This window comes from Ruthenibacterium intestinale, from assembly GCF_040096265.1.
GTDB classification, from domain to species: Bacteria; Bacillota; Clostridia; order Oscillospirales; family Ruminococcaceae; genus Ruthenibacterium; species Ruthenibacterium komagatae.
This window is the reverse complement of record NZ_JBBMFA010000111.1, coordinates 1-20995: the sequence shown is the minus strand read 5'-3', so window position 1 is coordinate 20995 and position 20995 is coordinate 1. Positions and strand designations below refer to the sequence as shown.

Annotated in this window: 18 protein-coding genes; 7 read left to right on the top strand and 11 right to left on the bottom strand. The window is 46.2% G+C overall.

Annotation, left to right across the window (positions count from 1 at the left end; genetic code table 11):
• Positions 1-5 precede the first annotated feature (5 nt).
• The 11 genes from WMO24_RS13910 to WMO24_RS13860 all read right to left on the bottom strand — a co-directional run bounded on the left by WMO24_RS13910 (position 6) and on the right by WMO24_RS13860 (position 15919).
• A complete protein-coding gene (locus tag WMO24_RS13910; RefSeq protein WP_349216965.1) occupies positions 6-5000 on the bottom strand; it encodes an InlB B-repeat-containing protein in 4995 nt (1664 codons plus the stop codon).
• Between the two features lie 4 nt (positions 5001-5004).
• Complete coding sequence (locus tag WMO24_RS13905; protein WP_349216964.1) at positions 5005-5670, bottom strand: prolipoprotein diacylglyceryl transferase family protein; 666 nt, start codon at positions 5668-5670, stop codon at positions 5005-5007.
• Positions 5671-5747: 77 nt separating this feature from the next.
• Positions 5748-9989: a phosphodiester glycosidase family protein gene (locus tag WMO24_RS13900; protein ID WP_349216962.1), complete on the bottom strand. Its 4242-nt coding sequence runs from the start codon at positions 9987-9989 to the stop codon at positions 5748-5750.
• Between the two features lie 406 nt (positions 9990-10395).
• Positions 10396-10944 (bottom strand): hypothetical protein, encoded by a 549-nt coding sequence (locus WMO24_RS13895; protein ID WP_349216960.1) that lies wholly within the window; start codon positions 10942-10944, stop codon positions 10396-10398.
• Positions 10945-10975: 31 nt separating this feature from the next.
• Entirely contained in the window at positions 10976-11833 is an 858-nt protein-coding gene (locus WMO24_RS13890) for a LicD family protein (RefSeq protein WP_349216958.1), read from the bottom strand.
• A complete protein-coding gene (locus WMO24_RS13885; protein WP_349216956.1) occupies positions 11834-12631 on the bottom strand; it encodes a glycosyltransferase family 2 protein in 798 nt (265 codons plus the stop codon).
• 2 nt (positions 12632-12633) lie between these two features.
• Positions 12634-13341, bottom strand: coding sequence for a sugar transferase (locus WMO24_RS13880; protein WP_349216954.1), 708 nt, complete (start codon positions 13339-13341; stop codon positions 12634-12636).
• Positions 13342-13525: 184 nt separating this feature from the next.
• Entirely contained in the window at positions 13526-13765 is a 240-nt protein-coding gene (locus WMO24_RS13875) for a hypothetical protein (RefSeq protein ID WP_349216953.1), read from the bottom strand.
• A gap of 533 nt (positions 13766-14298) precedes the next feature.
• Entirely contained in the window at positions 14299-14658 is a 360-nt protein-coding gene (locus WMO24_RS13870; protein ID WP_349216951.1) for a hypothetical protein, read from the bottom strand.
• A 275-nt stretch (positions 14659-14933) separates the two neighbouring features.
• Positions 14934-15527, bottom strand: coding sequence for a recombinase family protein (locus WMO24_RS13865; RefSeq protein ID WP_349216949.1), 594 nt, complete (start codon positions 15525-15527; stop codon positions 14934-14936).
• Between the two features lie 68 nt (positions 15528-15595).
• Positions 15596-15919 carry a hypothetical protein gene (locus WMO24_RS13860; RefSeq protein ID WP_349216947.1) on the bottom strand — a complete coding sequence of 108 codons (324 nt, stop codon included), beginning with the start codon at positions 15917-15919 and terminating at the stop codon, positions 15596-15598.
• Between WMO24_RS13860 and WMO24_RS15815 the strand changes: the two genes are divergently transcribed.
• The 7 genes from WMO24_RS15815 to WMO24_RS13825 all read left to right on the top strand — a co-directional run bounded on the left by WMO24_RS15815 (position 15820) and on the right by WMO24_RS13825 (position 20913).
• Complete coding sequence (locus WMO24_RS15815) at positions 15820-16179, top strand: hypothetical protein (protein WP_353963955.1); 360 nt, start codon at positions 15820-15822, stop codon at positions 16177-16179. The two genes, WMO24_RS13860 and WMO24_RS15815, sit on opposite strands and share 100 nt — an antisense overlap.
• A 71-nt stretch (positions 16180-16250) precedes the next feature.
• On the top strand, positions 16251-16817 hold the full coding sequence (locus WMO24_RS13850; RefSeq protein WP_349216945.1) for a hypothetical protein: 567 nt from the start codon (positions 16251-16253) through the stop codon (positions 16815-16817).
• A gap of 9 nt (positions 16818-16826) precedes the next feature.
• A complete protein-coding gene (locus WMO24_RS13845) occupies positions 16827-17276 on the top strand; it encodes a hypothetical protein (protein WP_349216944.1) in 450 nt (149 codons plus the stop codon).
• Positions 17273-17449 (top strand): hypothetical protein, encoded by a 177-nt coding sequence (locus WMO24_RS13840; protein ID WP_158097844.1) that lies wholly within the window; start codon positions 17273-17275, stop codon positions 17447-17449. The genes WMO24_RS13845 and WMO24_RS13840 overlap by 4 nt, the downstream gene beginning before the upstream one ends.
• A gap of 197 nt (positions 17450-17646) precedes the next feature.
• Positions 17647-18126, top strand: coding sequence for a single-stranded DNA-binding protein (locus WMO24_RS13835; RefSeq protein WP_349216942.1), 480 nt, complete (start codon positions 17647-17649; stop codon positions 18124-18126).
• A gap of 108 nt (positions 18127-18234) precedes the next feature.
• On the top strand, positions 18235-19026 hold the full coding sequence (locus WMO24_RS13830) for a hypothetical protein (RefSeq protein ID WP_349216941.1): 792 nt from the start codon (positions 18235-18237) through the stop codon (positions 19024-19026).
• A 6-nt stretch (positions 19027-19032) separates the two neighbouring features.
• Entirely contained in the window at positions 19033-20913 is a 1881-nt protein-coding gene (locus tag WMO24_RS13825) for an AAA family ATPase (RefSeq protein WP_349216940.1), read from the top strand.
• Positions 20914-20995: the final 82 nt, after the last annotated feature.

Sequence of the window (20995 nt, the reverse complement as noted above, 5' to 3'; positions counted from 1 at the left end):
TTAGGTTATTCTAGAATCATCTTTCCGTCATCTGCAAAGGTGTACTGTCCCGGTTCAAGCAAACCGTTCGTTACCGTGATCCAATATGTTCTGCCATGCACAATCTCTGCGGTAGAGGTCTTTGCGTAATAGTAGTAGCCGTCAATTTGAATGAGACCTGCGCCGGTAGGAACATCGTTCACATAATAATAGAGGCTGCCGTTTTCAGCTACAATACCATTCTTTGCCGGCTCCGGGAATACAAGGCGGCCTTGCTCATCAAAGGTATAGATACCTGCGGGCAGTAACTCGTTAGTTGCCGTGACCCAGTAATCTCTGCCGTGGATTACTTCTGCAGTAGAAGTCTTTGCATAGTAATAATCGCCATCAATTTCGATGAGTCCGGCACCGGTGAGTACGCCATCCACATAGTAGTACAGGCTACCGTTTTCAGACACGATACCGTTCTTTGTCGGCTCCGGGAATACAAGGCGGCCCTGCTCATCGAATTTATAGATACCTTCCTCCAGCAAGCCGTTAGTCTTGGAGACCCAGTAACTTGCACTTGTTACAAAAGCGCCGTTGGAGGTTTTGGCATAATAGTAATATCCATCGATATACATCAGGCCGTTGGCAATTATGATGCCATCCACACAGAAATAGTAGTTTCCGCTGGTTTCATCGTAATAGATTCCGCTGATGGAAGTATCTTCGAAATGACGGATAACGCCGCTAGACTCGAAGGGATAGTTGATACCGGCGGGCAAGTCCAAACCGTTATTCTTTTCCACCAGATAATCGGTCTGTTCCTCATTACCTTTATAGGCTTTTCCGTCTGCGCCAAAGTAATAGTAGTTAATCTCGCCGCTGTCCAAGATAATGCGCACAAGGCCAGCATTCTTGATTACTTTTCCGTCTTCTACCCAGAAGGTATCAGCGCCGGAGTCATGGAGACCATTTGTATCGGACAGGAACTTACCGGTCACATCATCAAAGACAAATAATGCCGTTTCGCTTCCATCTCGAGAGATTGTCTCAAAGATGCCTTTGGCGACATAGCCGTCTTCCTTGAAATAATAGGAAGCTCCGTCGATATCCTTCCACTGACCGTGGACGATAACACCATTCTCCACATATCCAGTTCCGATCTCGTCAGTGAACCAGCCGTTCCAGAGCTGCCACTGGGCATAGAGAGTAATGTCTTCCGTGAGCTGGATCTGAGCTGCTTCATCTGCGTAGTCTGCGCCGCTTCCATCTGCAGCAGTGTTCCACCCTATAAATTTATAACCTTCACGAGTGAAACTGTTGGGAGCAAGAGTAGCGTCCTGTCCCTGGATAAAGGTTTGCGGCTCCATACTTCCCTCACCGCCGTTTGCGTCAAAGGTTACTGTGTACCGAACAATGGGGGTAGCAGTAAAGGTAGCCGTATAGGTAACATCTCCAGTTACAATAGCAAGTTCCGGGGTCCAGCCGCTGAAAGTGTAGGTGTTGTCTTCGTCAGCAGCTTTTTCAGGGAGTTCACCATTGTATTCTGGCATGGTGCCATATGGAACTTCTGCATCAGTTTCCAGAACAGTCTCGTCCCAATTCTTCCAAGTCACCGTATATGTATTCGGAATAATTTCAAACTGCGCAGTATACTCAATGTTCCCGGCAACAGGAGCGATTGCGGGCGACCATCCGTTAAAGGTATAGCTGCCCTTTTCATCTGCCTCCCGAATAGGTTCCGTGCCATTGTACTCAGGCATAGTGCCGTAAACTACTTCAGAATCGGTCTCCAGAATCGTACCGTCCCAGTTCTTCCAAGTCACAGTGTAACTATTGAGAGCAGCAGTAAACTGTGCTGTGTAGTCGGCATTTCCAGTGACCGGAACGATTTCAGGCGCCCATCCAGAGAAAGTGTAGCTGTACTGAGCATCTCCTTCCTTCTGTGGAACTTCGCCAGAATAAACTGGTGTTTCACCGTAAGCGACCTGCTCCGACTTCAACACAACATCACCGTTCATCCAACGGATTGTATACTGCTTTACCGTCTGACTAAAGGTAGCGGTGTAGGTGATATTGCCGGAAACTGTATCCACAGCCGGGGTCCAACCAGTGAAAGTATAGATGTACTGAGCATCATCCTCGCGGGTGGGAGCAGCGCCATTATACTCCGGCACGGTACCGTAAGGCACATCTTCGTCGCGCTCCAGCTCAGTTCCATCCCAATTCTGCCAGATAACAGTATAAGAATTGATTGCTTCCGTATAGGTAGCCGTATACTCAGCGTTTCCAGTTACGGTTGTAATCTCCGGGGTCCAACCGGCAAAGACATAACTATGTTCGGCATCGCCTTCACGTGTGGGTTGCTCACCTGTGTAAACCGGTGTTTCGCCATAGGCGACCAATCCGCTCTGCAGTTCCGTTCCATCCCAGTTTTTCCATGTGATGGTATACTGGTTAACAGTCTGCTCATAAACTGCCTTATAGGTAATATCGCTTGTAACAATAGACAGCTCAGGCGACCAACCTATAAAGGTATAACTGTACTGAGCATCTCCAGTTTTCTGCGGAATCTCACCGTTATATTCCGGCATGGTGCCAGAGGGCACATCCTCATCTGTCTCCAGTACTGTGCCGTCTTCGTTCACCCAAGTCACGGTATAGGAAGTCACGTCTTCCGTCCACTGGGCGTAAAGAGTGGTGTCTTCAGTCAGGTTAACGATTGCGCTATCAGCATAGGGGACGCCTGTACCATCTGCCATAGTATTCCAGCCAGTAAAGGTGTATCCCTCAAAGCTGAAGCTATTCGCGTTCAACACGGTGTCCGTTCCGCTTGCGACAGTCTGAGGCTCCATTTTGCCTTCGCCGCCGTTAGCATTAAATGTTATAGTAATTTCACTGGCAGAACCTTGTTGTTTCCACATGCCACTAGCGCTGTCCCAAACATAAGTACTTCCAGGCAATGCGCCGTCGGTTAGAGTGAACTCCTGTTCGGTTCCAACGTATTGCTCACCGTTATACAGCTTAGCAGAAGTAACAGGGATTGCATCGTAATTAGTAGTGTAATCCTTGTACATGTAGGTTTCTGTCTGCGAACCGGCACCATTTGTCATGACAATTCTACCGGTTCCCTGGCTGCTGATAACTTTCGCACCACTAGCAGTAGTATAGATTGCGCCATCAGAAAGAAGCAGGCCATTTACATCGATACAAGCATCGATTAGATCCGCTTCTGTACGATTATAACTTCTGGTAGGAGAATATATCGTCTTCTTGAATTTGGCTGTAGAGGCATAATTTGCCTTGATCCATTCATCGCGGTCATAGGTGAACAGGGAACTGCCAGAAGTGATCTGCATTGTAGCGCCTTCAGCAATGTTGATAGAAGCGCCAGCCAACAATGCAGCATCTTGAGTGAACTGAGTAGTACCAGATGCTACGTTGATTGTCATACAATTGTTTATGGGAAGAACATACCTATCCGAGGAAATGCTGATTCCCATAAGTGTCAAGGTCAAGCTGTTGATTCTTGCGTCACCGTTAACAGTGACCTCCAATCGATCCTGCTCAGGTAGGTATTCCTTGATAAGGGATCCGCCTTCCTCAACAGAGAACAGTGCATCCTTATTACCGATGAAATGGACTGCCGTTGATGTCGAAGTAGAAGCCGCAAAAATCGAAGTATAGACGAATTCATCGGCTCCAGATTCTAACGTAAGCTTAGTCTCAATATTCTGAACGAAATATTGATTGATAGGGAAAATCTTCTGCTTATTATTGTTCATTCCTGCGGTGGTAGTCCCACCACGGAAGTCACCAATCTGCATATTCTCATAAACAGTTGCCCCTGATTTTGCATTCACTTCGCCCTTACCGGAAATGAACCCATAGACATACAGAGCGCCACCCTGGTTAACAGTGATGGAACTTCCCTCATCCATGTAGATATAACCGTATTTACCATCTGGTGCACCTGCTCCAACCTGACCATAGGCATAATGCTTAGCACTAACACTAATGGCACCATTAACCGAAAGGGAAGCCCCCTGCGCCATGGTAAGCTTACGGTAGACCGAGGGAGAAGTACGTTTATCACCCGTTGTTGCAGGAGCAGTGGTGTAACAGGTGTTGGCTGCATCAAAAGGAATTAAAAGGATAACACCCTGCGATACGGTATACTCTCCTGCGGGCAGAATACCATCAGATACAAGCGAAATTTTCTGGATACCATTTTCTACTGCATAAGCATTAGCTTGATTCAAATCTGTAAACTTGAACCCACCCACATCAAAAACAGGCGTTTCTTCAGGGATAAACTGGGCAGTAATTGTTTGATCGCTATCTAAATACAAAGACAGTGTTGCTTCGCTTGAAAGATACTTTTCTTCTAATACGCTGTACCAACCAACAAACTTATAGCCAGAGGCTGGTGTAGCGTTCAATTCATAGGCAACGGTAGAGGATTGTGTCTTCTCCGTTTCTGCAGTAACTGGCACGCCGTCTACAGAGTAGCTACCATTTTCCGCTGGCAGGAAAATAGTAGTGGTCTGTCGCTCAACAATCATCGACAAATCAGTGATGGTGATGGATGTTGCCGCTTTCGTGTCGTTAGATTTTAGGTATACCTTAATGGAAGCACCCGGCTCCAATGTGCTGGAGTAAGTCCCATTTTCAGTAACATTAGTGCCCGCAACTTGGATTGTTCCATTATTTTTAACGATTGTATAAGAGAAGGATAGTTTCGCAGTTTCGCTTTTGTTGTTTGTGAGAGTCAGTGTGGTTTCGTATTGGGTGTCGCCACAGGTTCCACCCTTTCCGATTGCTTGGCCTATAAGAGAGTTACCTCCGGTTACAGACCAACTTGCTTGTGCGTCATCCTCACTTGTATAACTCGCGCCAATATCGGGGTTACTTAGTCCAGACAGCACACCACCACCTGCTGCGTATGCTGGTGCTGGAAATACCATGAAGAGTGGCAATAGCATAGCTGCCGAGAGTAAAAGTGCTGTGAGACGCCGCAGAATTCTTTTTTGCATAATATCATCTCCTGACTTTTTTCTTGGATCGAAGTTCCGCGTAGAAACTTAGACCGATGCAAAAAGAGAGCATAGCCCAAAGATGTGAAATGTGAAAAATGCCGAATGAATGTTCGGAATATCGCAAAAACTCAACGAAGAACCTAAACACCCCATAGGCAATCATATAGATAGGATAAGCTGTTCCGTTTGTCTGCTGGTTAATAATACGGTGTCCAAGCCAAACCAACAGAATAATATAGAATAGAATTTCCATTTCCCGAGTCGGCCAGTGCAACCCAGATGTCCCCGGAATTAGTAGGCCACTACAACATCCAGCAATAATGCAGTTAATGCGAGCGCACATGACCGTACTAATCATGCAAATACTAAAGATATCGAATACATCTGTTACTTTTCGTTTGAACAGTTTTGCTCCAAGCCAGTACGCTACAGGCATAAAGAACACGCCACCAAATAGGCTCATATTATCGAAGCTGCCCTCTGCAAATCCTGTTTCCAAAAAGGCGAATGCTTTGACGGTAACCACTCCATATAGCGTATGTAAAAGGGCAATAGGCAAAGCGGCATACCATCTCATACCAAGCCGTTTCCCCAGCAGGCAAAGCCATGAAAACGAAATCAGTGTGCCGATGCCTAAAAGAATCAGTAATGCAAAATCCGCCCTCATACGCATCATCGCCTCCGATTGGTGTGTGAAATTCCAGATAGCCCCCGGGAGGAAATCCTCCCGGGGTTATACACTGATTACAGAATCATCCGCCCATCATCTCCAAAGGTATACGGGCCAGCAGGTATCAAATCGTTGGTAGCGGTAACCCAATAGGTGCGGCCATGAACAACTTCGCATGTAGAAGTTTTTACATAGTAGTACGCGCCATCCAGTTGAATCAGGCCAGCCGGGGTCAGCACATCATCCACATAGTAGTACAGGCTTCCGTTCTCCGCTACGATACCGTTCTTCTTTTCGGGTCCCGGATCAACAGTGGGCGGATCAATCATTTTGCCATTTTCGTCAAAGGAATAAGGACCAGCAGGCAACAGACCGTTGGTGCTCGTGACCCAATAGGTTTGACCATGAACAACCTCGCATGTAGAAGTCTTCACGTAATAGTACGCACCGTCAAGTTGAATCAAGCCGGCCGGGGTCAGCACACCATCCACATAGTAGTACAGACTACCGTTTTCTTCTACGATGCCATTTTTCTTTTCCGGATCCGGATCAACGGTAGGCGGATTAATCATCTTGCCATTTTCGTCAAAAGCATAAGGTCCAGCAGGAAGCAGATCATTGGTAATCGTGACCCAATAAGTCCGTCCTTTCACTGCAGTACCTGTACTGGTTCGGAAGTAGTAGTAGTCTTCCCCAACCTTAGCCAGTCCAACACCATTGCTCCAATAGCCATTCTCAATCAGATAAATTTCTCCTGCTTCATCTGTGTGCAGGCCAGAATAGTCTTCTTGCCAAACGGCTGTTTCTTGGTCAAACAGGCAATAGCCCAGCTCCGTGTTACTCCCGTACTTATACAACTGTTGATGCAGGTCTGTCACGAAGTAGCCGTATGGGGCTTTTCCCGCATAGTATTTGTTGCCGTCAATCTCTACCCAACTATTCATGACCCATTCGCCGGCCCATTTATAATGGAAGCCTTCTTTTGTATGGATCAAGTCGCCTCGAGTTAGCACACGGTCTGTGAAGGTATAATGGTATCCGTCAATAACCTGTTGACCGTCCAACGCCATTCCAGTATCGGGATCAAAATAGTAATATTGATCGATTTCGTTCTCCCTAAAGATGCGCCACCCTGTAATGAGCATACCATTAACGGCGTAGTACAATTCTCCGTTCAAATCGAAGCGACCCGTTACTTTCCCCTGACATACCCCATGATCATCAAAGCGATATGCGCAGTTTACATTCTCATCCTCATAGCTGGGTACGATTTGTATGCCTGTTACCGGCACATTATCCTTATAGTAGTAACGGTCATCACCAGCATTGCGCCATCCCTGCCAGATAGATCGATCCAGAGTAAAAGCATCCTCGAAACTCTTATATGTCGTTTCGAAGTGTCCTCCACGCTCACTGGGGTCTTGGGGATTAATGTAGGGATAGATATCATACTGCTGCTGCATTGAGGGTTGACTTGCTAATCCGTACAGAGTGCTTGACCGCAGATAGATATCATAACTTAGTTTGCCCTGATTGGTGATAGCAAGGCATCCGTCTTTATCCCAAGCTGCGTCCGCACGAGCTTTTGCTTTTATTCCACTAAGGATACAAATAGGATTAGCTGTTGCCGCATCAATTGCTGCTGTTTGTTTGTTCCAGTTGAAGGTGATAGTCAGAGTATGCGTATTCTCATCAAATTGTGTATCTGTTAACGTGAAGTACTCATTGACCAATGTTACATCCGAAAAGTCAAGTTCCAAATTGGGATCCATTTTCAAATTGACTTCCACCGTAGTCATTGTACCCACACGTTCAGCAAGTCGAAGTAGCAAATCCCATGCGCGGACATTTTCAATGTCTCCACCAGCGACCAGCCCCAAAAGCGGCTCAATTTTTTCGGGTACAGGTACAGCTGTCATGTCCAACGCAAAGATATAGGAAATGTCCATTTCCTGATTTGGATCAGTGATATGATAGTAAACCTCATCTGTTGTAGTGGAATTGGTCACATCACGGTTCCACGCAAAGGAGTCATCGCCTGCCATGGCAGAGTCAAAGTCAAAAATTGCCTCTCCGTTTTTATAGAGCGCAAGTTCCATGGTGTCTTTAATCGAATAATCCTTTGCCAGCCGGGCAGTTACTGTAACGTGCCGAATACCTGATGCTTCATCGCCTACAAAAACAAACCCTTTGATTTCGCCGGCTGCAGCACTCAATTCAAAGCTAACATCTGACTCGCAAATAGCTACAGGGTTCCCGTTCCAAGTCGCTTCAACAGGGAGCGTTAGCTCAGCGCCATATACCGCATTCATGCCATCTTTTGTAAAGCTTAGTCCATCAGGTTCAACAACTTGAATGGTCTTACTACCAAGGACTAAACCATCCAGCTCTAGCGTAATTGTCGCAGAGCCAAGCGCGACTCCAGTCAACACTCCATCCTTGAGGGTAGCAACACTTTCATCCGAAACCCGTAAAACAGCTCCTTCAGGCAGCGGAGCGGCATTTCCCGAACCGCTAACGCCCACTGCAGATACCGTTAAGGTAGCTCCAACTGTCATGAAGTCCTTATCGGTAGTAACCAAAGCATGATCAAACTCTGTAGATGCTTTGGCCGTAGAAATAACCATAAGCGAAGAACTAACTGACCGTTCGTAGCCGTCCGAAGGGCGATTAACCACTGTCAGACTATCCGAGCCCTCCTGTTTGGCAGCATATGTAGTGGAACCGCCGCCATCCAAATTGATAGCGGTAACACATCCCGCTTCCAACATGATTTGCGCAATCTCTTCCATGCTGCCACCTGCGGAGAAAGGCTCCTGACGGCCATCGAGTACCATAAGTACTACTTTGCCATCCGCAGTCAGGCCAACACAAGTGCGTGAAGCACGGGAGCTGTAATAATTTTCGGTAGGCGTAACCGCAATTTTCCCATTGCGAACGAGATAATTCGCACCGCCTATGGCCTCTTTGATCTGATCTCTATACTGGGAATACTCCTCCGGTCCACCAATCATAGCGGTACCGTCTTTCAAAATCGCAAAGAAGTTTTCACTTCCCACCCCATTGTACTCTACACCTTCCATGACAAGTGCACCGGACGGGCGCCCTGTGGTCATGTTGTAAAAGTCACCGTTCACACCAACAATAGGGGTGAAGTTCTCAATATAGTAATCACTATCCGGGTCTGAATACTTCGCTTGTGCTGCTGCGATCTGGTCCGTTACACGGGCTGTACCCCAAACCGAGCCATCGTTATTCTTATAATTAGCGTAAATGCCGATATCGTCACGACTGATATCGATTGTGGCTGTGTAAAATACAATCTGTTTTTCGTCAGCTGTCAGAGCATACGAAATGTTCTGCTCGATGCCGGGGGCAAGGTTAGATAACTCTTCGTCAAAAACAGTATAATAAGGATTCTCTGGCTCGACAGGTGTGAGATGATCCTTTGCTAATTCATAAAGATAGTCAGCAAAAGCATAACAACAAGCTGTACGTAAATCGGCATCTCCGGTTAGGCCACGTTCGGTTTCCAGGAGACCAATACCAGAATTCGAGGAATATGCCTCATATATTGACTCTCGCACAGTTGGAATATCGAACGCATCTTCAAATCGGTTGATAAGGAAATAAGCTGCTCGATCAGTGTCGTTGAGTTCGTTGGTATAATAGGTTTCGATAAGAGAACTCAGGGAAGCATTACCAGAAAGATTGCTCATGAAATAAAAACTATCCAAATCTGCATATATGTCCTGGTAACCGAAAGATGGAGAATTATCGTCATCTACACCAAGATAGTTGGAACGGATTTCTTCCGCCATCGTCTCCACGTCCGTAGCCGCCAGTTTTCCCTTGGTATAGGCCATTAGGTCGCAGATATCGCCAGCCCAGCTACCAAAATCTGCTGAGGTCTGTATGTTCTTGTTGTAATAGGCGATGTTCAGGGCTCCAAACATATGAGCAAATTCCACAGTCTGCCCATTTGGCGTTTGGAATACGCCAATACCGCGCAATGCTTGAGCTGTGGTGCCATTAATGGTATCCTGCTCCATCACATACGAAACAAAGGCTGTGTTCTCTGCACCTGCAAGAATCGCCCAACTGTCCGTATTGTACTTTTCAACGCCGGTACGGATATAATTGATGACCAGCTCAATCGGATCAAGGCCACTGTTAAGTGCCGCATAATCTCGGGCATATCGCTCCAGAACCTTCAAAGTGCTCACAAAAGTACTGTAATCGGTTACTGTGGCAACAGAAGGCTCACCCGCATCATTCGGCTCAGAATAGTTACCTGTGCCTTGTTCTTCATCCACCACGGTGTCAGGGTTATTAGACGACTCGGGCTCAGACGTAGACTCGGGCTCAGACGTAGACTCGGGCTCGGACGTAGACTCGGACTCAGACGTAGACTCGGGCTCGGACGTAGACTCGGGCTCGGACGTAGACTCGGGCTCGGACATAGACTCGGGCTCGGACATAGACTCAGGTTCAGTTGTAGCAGCAGATTCTGTTGCAGAATTGGTTTCTTTCATTGTGGTCGATGTTACCGCGCTATCCTCGGTAACAGTTAAGTCGACTCCACCATTTTCTGCCGTTACATCGGCCGCATAAGCAGTCATCGGTGACAGTATACTTAGTGTCATCGCCACAGTGAGTATCACAGAAAGGCATTTACGCCACACTGTTTTTACTCTCATTTTTCATCCTCCTCACACTTCTTTATTTCAGATGATCAATCAGATAATTCAGATCTTCTTGCATTGCGGAAACACGATTTTTCTCTTCATCCGACAAATCATCACCAAAGACCAATTCGAATACCTCCATGTGGACGTCCCGTTTTGTCCCTGATTCATCCGTTAGCTCGCCTACTAACACATCTTCACTGACTCCGATTGTTACTTGGAACATAGGATAATCTGTACCATTGATTTGGGCCGAGAAGATAACTTCCAACGAGTCTCCATTATAGGTATTACTTGTTATCAGATAACTCTCCCACTGTTCGGGATAATACAGGTCACCATAATCTGTATGGACGATCATATCTTCGGAAGCGGTGGCCTCTGAATTTTCTTGGGTGAGAGCATCAGTCTGGTTACCATCCGAACCAGAGATAATTTGGCCTTCAGACGCATTAGCGCTGATGCCATCCACAGGCTCAGAATTTCCAATAAAGTTTCCGATTAAAATCCCTACAATTAGTGTTAGAATTAATGCCAATAAAATTAGCAAGAGAGTTTTCGATTTCTTTGTGCTTTTTCCCATAGCTTGTTCTCCGATCTGTATGATACTAATTTCAACGTATACTTCGAGTGAATTCTTTTATTTTCAGATTTTTCTGTACATCACGATACAATGTGTATGGATGCGACAAGTCGACAATCTCACCATGCACCTTTTTCCCCCTCTCGCTTACAGGTGTGGGAACTTGATAGTCCCCATACAGTTGCATTAAAATCTCATGGTATTGTCGAGGCGCTGGAAATTCATAACCTTCAAACAATAGTTTTTTTGTTTCCAGAAACCACTCTCTGGGGTATATATTCTTGCTGTATTTTGAGGACGCCGCAAAAAATGTATGTACTTTCTTTGTATGATTTCCTCTTTCATTCCGAACAAAACTAGCTAGAATCTTACGAGGGAACAAGTGCGACAACAAAATAAACAATTTCTTTTTGATGTTGTCGGTAGAATATCCCCTTGCACTTAAAGCCTTTGCTATTACAAGTTTGGATGCCCAGAATTGCATTTTACGAAGAAGCGGCTGATCGTACAGATTATCGCACGGAAAAATATCAATATATACACCCATGTGGGTGTCATAATCTTTTGGGACATATCGTTCAATGCAAGCCGTTCCATTTCTTCTAAGTTTTGTGAAGAACATTGGCCAGTGCGAAGAGAATTCTGCTTGGAGGTAGAATGCGCGTGTATCAATCTCCTGTGCAGCGATTTTTAGAAAACGCTCATACTCCGGTCGAAGCATCACAATATCCAAATCATCGTCCCAGGGAATAAAGCCCTGATGCCGAACGGCTCCCAGTAACGTACCGGCAAAGAGTGTATATTGAATTTGATGCTTTTTGCATATGCGATCCACTTCGCGAAGCATTTCCAGCATTACTTGTTGATGCTCCCTGAGATCATAACTCATTTAAATCGCCCTATTCATACTGTTGTGTATCCGTAGATACTTCCATAAATTACGGCATGCATATACTGCAAAATATCGGACTGCGGTCATCTTACCTACACCAGCCGTAGCATATGTTCTCCATTGCATTTTAGCGGCACGAATTTTATTGCCTGACTTACTGTGTCTTCCGATACGATAGATGAGCAACGGCTCATTAACCCCAGTTGCATACGGTATTGTTCGGAGAATTCTGAGCCACGTAACATAGTCTTCATGTATCATAGGGTCGCGGATCATTGGATATCGTTCCAACACATTTTTTTTTGCCAATACAGAAGAACAGGAAATCAAATTTTGTTTTAGTAACTCCTGATAGCAGATTTGCTCTGGAACCTTAAGGGTGTAGCCATAAGGAATACCGCGCTCATCAATAAAAGAAGATCCCGTAAAACAGAGAACGCTAGATTCATCATTACTTAGCGCCACACATTGCTTTTCAATCTTATCCGGCTGCCACATGTCATCGCTGTCTAAAAATGCTATCCAGTCCCCGTGCGAGAGGGCAATTCCGCGGTTGCGTGAGCCAGATACTCCAAGGTTGGTTTCATTTGTAATTACATGTACACGCACATCTTCACGCGCAAACTGTTGCGCTATTTGTAGAGTATTATCAGAGGATGCATCATTTACAACTATCAATTCTAAGATTGTATAGGTCTGATCTAAAACTGATTGGATTGCTTGCGCAATGGTCTTTTCAGCATTAAAAGCAGGCATCACTACTGATATTGCAAAATCACCACTATTGCTTCTCATTTTTACCGTGCTCCTTCATGGGTAAAAACAAGTTTGACCGTTTTCAGAATGCACCACATATCCATCCATGTATTGCGTTCGTGGATATAATACATGTCGTACACAATCTTTTCTGCCGGTCGTAAATCATAACCTCCACTTACCTGAGCCAATCCTGTAAGACCCGGTTTAACTGCCAGTCTCTCTCTAAAGCCGTGAATATAGGTCTCAAACTCCTCGTAGAAGCAAGCCCTCTCAGGCCGAGGCCCCACAAAACTCATCTCTCCTACCAATATATTTATTAGCTGAGGCAGCTCATCAAGCCGCGTCTTTCTCAGGAACTTTCCAATGTTAGTACACCGAGGATCATCTTCGTCTGCCCATTTGGGACCATCTTTTTCTGCATCCAAAATCATGGATCGAAACTTCAACATTGTAAAAGGGCGACCATTCTTACCCAATCGTTCCTGGCGAAAAATGATTGGACCAGGGGAATCTAAGTATACAAAAAGAGCGATTATGGCCATAGGTAACAATAAAAGGATTAACAAAAGGACCGAGAACACAATGTCAAAAGTACGTTTGAAAATCAGATAGGCTTTTTTGACTTGCCTATCGGTCGAATATGATGTTGTCAGCAGATGCTGCCTGCTCCCGGTTAAGCTGTAAAAATCATCTTGAGAAAAAACTGGGACCTTATTCTGGACTATTTCAGCAAGAGCTTTGTTCATTTTTCCTTCTCCTCACACTACTTTCAAAGAAAAACCAGCAGGAGCACGGTCGCTCTTTGCTGGTTCAATCGTAAATGTTTCCGCAATCTTTCTTCGGAATTTACTGTATTCCGATAATCCCCGCAAAACTCTATTGGATTAGACCAGGAAAAATATTCGTTTGTAACTGCGATTCGTTTTTGTTCTAATCGGTAGTATTGTGGTGATTTTCAAAAGAAACAGAAAGACTTTCCTGGTCGGGCAGTATTTCCTCGACCGCACTATCCATTAGTTTGATTAACTCTAAAGCACTACGGAAATGAGCTTGCTTATTCTCCTCTGCCCAAAGCACCGTTCCTTGCCATGTAGCATTTTGCCGATATTTAACATGAACCAAAAAGGTAGCCATATTACCTCTATTCACAGATAGCTGCTCTTTACTCAACTGCCTACGCATCTCCTTTCTATGGACTGCTCTTTTCCGTTTAGGCCAAAAACTACGCACACGCAGCGCTGCTTGAGGGTAATCAAGTTGGTCACACAAAGTATCTATATTGACTATCAGCTCATGCTGACTATGGAATTGAATGGGCCGTGCCGAGTAATAATGATAAAAACGTCCGGTATAGTATCCGTCGCAAATCAAATCAACACAGATGCAACATAAATTCGGTGCATATCTGTTAAGGCTTTGACTCTGTATAGATACCACCTCCCTCGCTTGCGAATAGCGTTTATTACCCTCACCGGATAAATAGCTCTGAGCTAATCGAAATAAACACGCTTAAAAAGTGTAAATGTACTGCATTACAAATTCACTTGCGCAGATAAGCTGCAAGATAATTAGCTGCTTCCTGCTGGTTCATAAAAGAGCCCCTAATCCCACAAATATATGAAACGGCATCGTTCCATTCATGTATGCTGTACTCCCCTGGAACAATTCCCCGTAGAACACGCCGCAAAAGTACATGGTTTGATTTAAGACGCAAGTCTGACAGGTAGAAACACCCCCACTTGCCTACTCAATGTTTCAAGCAAACCAATAGTAGACTTCGTTACAGCCTCTTTTGCTCTTATTTCGTCAAGTATTGCGATTAAAGCTTTGCTACCCAAAATTGATACCGCAAATTGGCATGTGGGCGATTGAGAGGTTTCTACATGTGATAACTTTGCAGGAACAACTGTAATAGTTATCGATTTTTCGTTCGCTGATGCATCAGAAGAAGGCTCACCATCCAACTGGACCTCAGTCGCATTTAAGAAACAATCTACAATTCGCTCAACCGTCTTTCGATTGGTGACAGTGGTACAGATATTGTTTGATGCCGAATAAATCAATAGAACCCCCTCGCTTTCACTAAAATTTAATCCAGTAGCCCACTGCACTAACGAAAGAAAAATTAGACTTTTTCGAGCAGCTGTTATATAATGGTAAAAATGCTTTTTTCGTGCTGTTTTATGTTGAAATAGAGAGTTTTGTCCACATAACGCTATTGGTTATTGCGAACGAAAAATTTCTACATTATACGCTCAAAAATATGCAACATGTGTACGATTTGTGATTTGAATCACTATTTATGACATAGACAATGAATTGCTTTTACAATTACTTATCAATCTTCATGCGCCCAACGTAAAAATGTGTCTTGTGCAATTTCCAACTGTTTTGCCGCCTTGCGTGATGAAATTTCCCCCTTCTTCCAAGTCTCCTTTATTTGATTGAATGTTTCAGGGCGATCTTTAGGGGGTCTGCCGAATCGCACACCACGCTTTTTTGCTGCAGCGATACCTTCTTTTTGCCGTTGCCGAATATTCTCCCGCTCGGTCTGCGCTACATATGATAAAATCTGCAGCACGAGATCCGCAACAAAGATGCCTGTTAGATCTTTTCCTGTTTCCCTTGTATCCAAAAGCGGCATGTCTAACACCACAATATTGACTCTTTTTTCTTTTGTGATAATTCGCCACTGTTCAAGGATTTCTTCATAATTTCGTCCTAAGCGGTCAATCGCTTTCAAGACTAGCGTGTCTCCGGGCCTTAACACACGAAGAAGTTTTTGATATTGTGGTCGATTGAAATCTTTTCCACTGATTTTATCTATAAAAATATTGCCTTGTGGAACTGGAAACTTCCACAAGGCTATCAGTTGTCGTTCTTCGCATTGTTCCTTTGTTGAAACCCGAACGTAACCATAAATGATTCCCATGCTTCGAAACCTCCTAAAAGTACAATCTTAAGACGTTGTAGCGAATACTATCAAAAATCGCTATCAAATCAATTATACCTGTCAGAAATGTTCAAGCAGAATAATCCATCTGTGAAAATAAAATGCTCATGAAATGGCACACTTTTGGCAATAGTAATGCCGATGACGCGGAAAATACGTGATGCTATAATGTTACTGTCCCCCATTAGATCGTGAGGCATGGCTTTTGTGGCCAAATACTCTCTTATGGGGGATTTTTTATATGAAGTATTGTCCTTATTGTGGTGCGCCCTTGCAGGATTCTGCCGCTTCGTTTTGTTCGGAGTGCGGGCAAAAACTTGTTCCCGTCCAGGAAGAAAGCTGTTCTGAGCAGAAGAAGAAACGGTTTCCACCTATCTTTCGTGCCAAAAATCAGAAACAGCAGGCAACGGACCCCGTTGTGAGCGAGCGGGAACCGGCTCCGCCAGACGAGTCTTTGCTGGATGCAGAATCGGATCGGAACTATGACGGGTACTATGATGATATTCTGCCCACCGATCTGGGCAAAAAGAGGGAACCAGTGGACCGATTGCTTGTGATTAAAGTTTTGCTGCTTTGCACAGCATTTTTTCTGATTATCTCCGCATGTGTTGTGGCGTTGTATCTGCTTTAACTGTTGCAAAACCGACTGTATTGGCAGTGTAATGTTAGTATGAATAATCAACAGCCGAAAGAGGTGTTAATATGAGATATCTTGCTAAAGGGATTGTTCAGAAACAATCTACAGAGCATATCCTTCGCATTAACCACTTCGGCAGTGAGTTTGTGCTAACAGGCCTACGCGCAAGACTTTGGCTCGATGCACGGCTGAACATTGCCGAAACGGATGGTAAAGATTTTGCTGAAGAAAAGGAACTTCGTCAATTGCTGAAGATGGAGCTTGTGGAAGAGGTTGGCCCTGACGCGGTTGATGAATACCGTGCCTTGACTCACTGTGTCATTGTTCCGGCTCAACATCGCGGCCTTTCTCTCCCGCTCGCACCCGTGGAAAACAATCTGTTGCACTGGATCACTGGTGCAGGGTTGCGGCTGACAATGGCCGAGCTTGTGTATCTGGAAGAGCATAAAATCACCCCGGAAGCCGGATGGCTCGGGGAAGAGAACCGCCAAAAACTCACTGAGATGATTTACACAACAGATACGATCTTTGACAATATTCTGGAAACCCAGATGGAAGCTGCCGCATGCCGGGATCGCACGGTACAAGCGATTCTCGCACTGCTACGCAAAAAGCGAATTCTCCTGCTGTGAGGTAGAAGTATGAACAAATTGAAAGAATTGCCGCCACCTCTCACGCGGCAAATCGTATTTCGTTTTGTTGGGGCCGGACTGAGTTTGTTTGCCTGTATTTGCTCATTCCTGTTATACGGTGAACCGTATCTGAGCATTTCACTGCTGGCGATTGCCCTGGTCGTGGGCATATCGGGTGCATGGTTTTACTACACAGTTGCCACTGGGCAATATGTTGTTGTCGAGGGGCGATGCCAGAAGGTTGAGCAAACCTACCTGTTCCGGAAAAACAAATCTGTATATGTGTTTGCAGATCCTCACACAATTAAAGTGGTACCGCATCGGCGGAATATGGAGGTGCAGGTCGGTGACATGCTGCGGTTCTATATTGCATCACGAACGCCGGTTTATCATGCGGATCACTGTGAAGTGCTGAGTGGTTATATGGCGATGGAAATTTTGAAAGGGGCAGACAAATGAACCAGGTCGATGAAATTGTCGCATTAGCTGAAGAAATCCCGCAACTCATTAAGCAGAACATCACCCCCGACGGGCACTGCCGCTTCGACCCCGTTAAGACCAAGATCGCTTTGGAACTGGTCAAATATGAAATTGAAAAGAGCATCAGGGCCCAGTCTCTTCCCAGCAATTGACGAATCAACCGAGCAATGATATAATGACACCATCAGTATCAGGGTTCCGTTTGGGAATGCCATAGTATCTGGTTACAAAGTGTCAATGAGCACATCCGTGCTTGTTGGCACTTTTTTTATTTTCTGGTTTCCTTCCCAATCCGGGATCGAAATATATCATTGCACTGCAGGCATCCCTGCAAGAAAGGAGTAATCTTATGTTAAAGGTCATCGCAACTGATGTCGTCATCTCGAAAGGGTATGACGGCGCACCGGCACTTCGGTTCTCTGAGAAAGGGGTTCGGTTCAGGGTCGGCAAGAAAGTCTATGACACCCGGGCCGAAAACAACCAGCGCTGGATCAACCTGTCGGTAAAGGCATTCGGGCAGACCTCTGAGCGCATCAAAAAAATGCAGCTGAAGGAGGGCTCTTTTGTCAACATTCTTGGCCGGTTGGACGAGGATGTGTGGGAAGATTCCTCGACCCACGAAAAAAAGAGTGCCACGGTCATCATCGTGGACGAGATCGAATACTGCTCTTCCGGCAAACACGCAAAGGACAACGCTGATTCCGCTGAGCAGACGGCGCCTTCGTATCAGGCGGCCTCTCAGCCTGCGGCACAACCTGCCGCGCAGCAGAGTGACAACTTCACCGGCTATGAGCCCTTCGGCGGCGCCAATTCTTTTTTTGATGAGTAAACTACAGGCCAAGGTGCCTACGCACAAATGATTCACGCGAACAAAAAACGCACATGGGTATGAAAATTTCCCATGTGCGTTTTTTTGTACCACAAGAAAGGAAAAGCCATGAAAAACAAGGAATTTCAGCGCCGCCTGGTCTACGACACCCTGATTCTTCTCGGGGTGTTTACGGTAATTCTGTTCATGTGCCGACTTTGGCCGCTCATTCTGCTGTGCATCCTGGGCCTCTTTGCGGCGATGATTCGCCTCTTGTTTTTGTCACGCAAAGAAACGGTGATCATTCAATCCGTACCCCAGGAACCCGCAAAGGCAGAAACAGAAAAAGATCTTCAGCAGCTTGCCTTTGAACTGGCAATCCGCCGGATCACCGAACGGGTCACTGACGACTTCCCGCAGGCAAGATGGGTTTGGAAATCTCAGCATGCCAAGGAAGATATTCTGTCTGGTCGCGATACTGCTATTCTGCTGAACCAGGCCGGCGGTTATCGTGAAGCAATTGTACACATCCAAAACCTCCAGGTAGCCGGTATCACTTACGGCACATCTCCTGAACCGGAACAAGAGGCACCGGAAGTCCCGGAGCCTGATGAGGAACCGGTATCGAATCCTGACAGCCAGGCCTCAGAAGCCGAGCCGGTGGCTAGTGCCCCTCGGGTGGACTATGAGCTGCTGGCATGTGAGTGGGTTGAACTTCATGTTATGGAATTGAACAGCCGATGCAACGAATGTATCGCAAACGGAGATTCCGAACTCGCGATCCCCGCTTCTGAGCTTCCTGACCCCCAGTGCTGGGAGTATATTTGCCGTGAGCTGGTAAGCAGCGGTATTAAAGAATGCAACCCGACCGATGAGGGGATCAAAATCAATCTCAAGCAGAAGAACTGCAGAAAGGAATGACATTCAATGAGCGTATCCATTGCGAACCTCTTCAATTACTCCCGCGCACTTCCGGAACCGTTTGATTCCCTGACGAGCAAGAAGGTGAAGGTGGCATCGAAATATGCCAGCGGCACGGAGGCAACGCTGTGCGGCTCTGTGATCAAAGCTGTTCATGCGTTCTATCATTGCGCAACCAACGGTGGCGAAGGTGCCGTCGGTTGGGTCGAGAACAAGAAATGTGTCGCCGAATACAAATCCTCCATGGGGCCGGATCTCTATCATCTGGTAGTGATCGATGTCGCCAGCGGGTCTGCACTGGCAAGCGTTTACGACAAAAACACCGAGACGGCAGAACAATATGTTGCCCATGCCAGCAAGCGTGATGGTGCGGCTTTGTTTTTCTGCCTGATGCCTGTGCTGATGTCGGACGATGAGTTTGCAGACAACTATAATGCCTACAGCAATCAGATTGCTGCGGGATATCCGGATATGAAGCTGGCCACAGAATCCATGGCACTCATGTGCGACAACGCGTATCGCCGCATCAAGGATGAAACCTGTGCTGCGCATATCAAGATCAATGTGGATAAATCCGGGAATCTGCTGCGGGTCTCTCCGGCACAGCTGGACTCTGGTGTGTTCTCTCCGACCGATGTGGTTGCCGGTGAATTTACCATTTTCGCCAAAACCGGGAGAGTGGTAATCTCCAAAGCCACCAACGAGATCAAACACAGCGATTTTGAGGGCAAGTATGTCCTCGATCCAAGCCGGAAACTGTCTGCAGCGGAACAGTCGTTGGTTCCGAAACTGCCCGAGTGGTATATCATTCCTCCCGAAGCAGTTGAGATCTGTAAGCACGCGCAGGTGACCACCGGTAAACCCATGCAGATGCGGAATTTCCTTTTGCGTGGCCCTGCCGGTACCGGCAAGACAATGGGCGCAAAAGCGATTGCTGCAGGTCTTGGGCTTCCGTACATGAAATATACCTGTTCTGCCGGAACCGAGATTTTCGACTTTATCGGCAGCGTGTTCCCTGAAACCGATTCTTTCTCCACTGGAGATGCCGAACTGGATCGTGAACGGGAGATGCTTAAAACCATGGGCGGGATCAACTACGAAAATGTGTCCAAGCTCATGCAGCTTCCGGATCTGGACGATATGGATTATGATCCGGCAGGCGTCTATCATGCGCTGACTGGTGAGGAAAAACCCGATGCTACCACACAGGAGTGCCTGGCCGTTGTGCTGGATAAGGTGACCGAGAAAGTTCGGGCATTGACCGCTCACAGCGATCAGCATCAGAGCACTGGACAAACCTATACTTATGTGGAAACGGATTTTATCAAGGCTCTGAAAAATGGGTATCTTGTTGAGATCCAGGAACCTTCCACTATCATGCAGCCCGGCGTTCTGGTAGGTCTGAACTCCCTTCTGGAGCAGGATGGAACCATTACGCTGCCGACTGGCGAGATCATCAAGCGGCATCCGGACGCAGTCGTCATTGTAACGACAAACGTGTCTTATGAAGGCTGTCGTGGCATGAATCAGTCGGTAACAGACCGTATGAGTTTAGTTAAAGACGTCGAGCTGCCCCCGCCTGAAGTGATGGTCCAGCGTGTTATGGCCGTTACCGGCGCCACCGATGAATACCAGGTTTCTCAGATGGTCCAGGTCGTAAATGACATGACGGACTACTGCCGAAAAAACAGTATTACGGATGGTTCCTGTGGAATGCGCAGCCTGATCGACTGGGTAATCAGCACCGAGATCTCCGGTGATCCTTACGAGTCTGCACTCTACACCATCATCAGTAAAGCCACTGCAGATGAAGAAGATCGGGAGGCGCTGATCAGCACCATTCTCGAACCGATTTTCGCACCTAAGCGGAAATCGGCAACAGCATAACGAAAGAAAGACTAACTATTAAAAGTCAAGTCTAAAATGAAAGGTTTTTGAATGAATTGCAAAAATGCATTTCAGATATAGT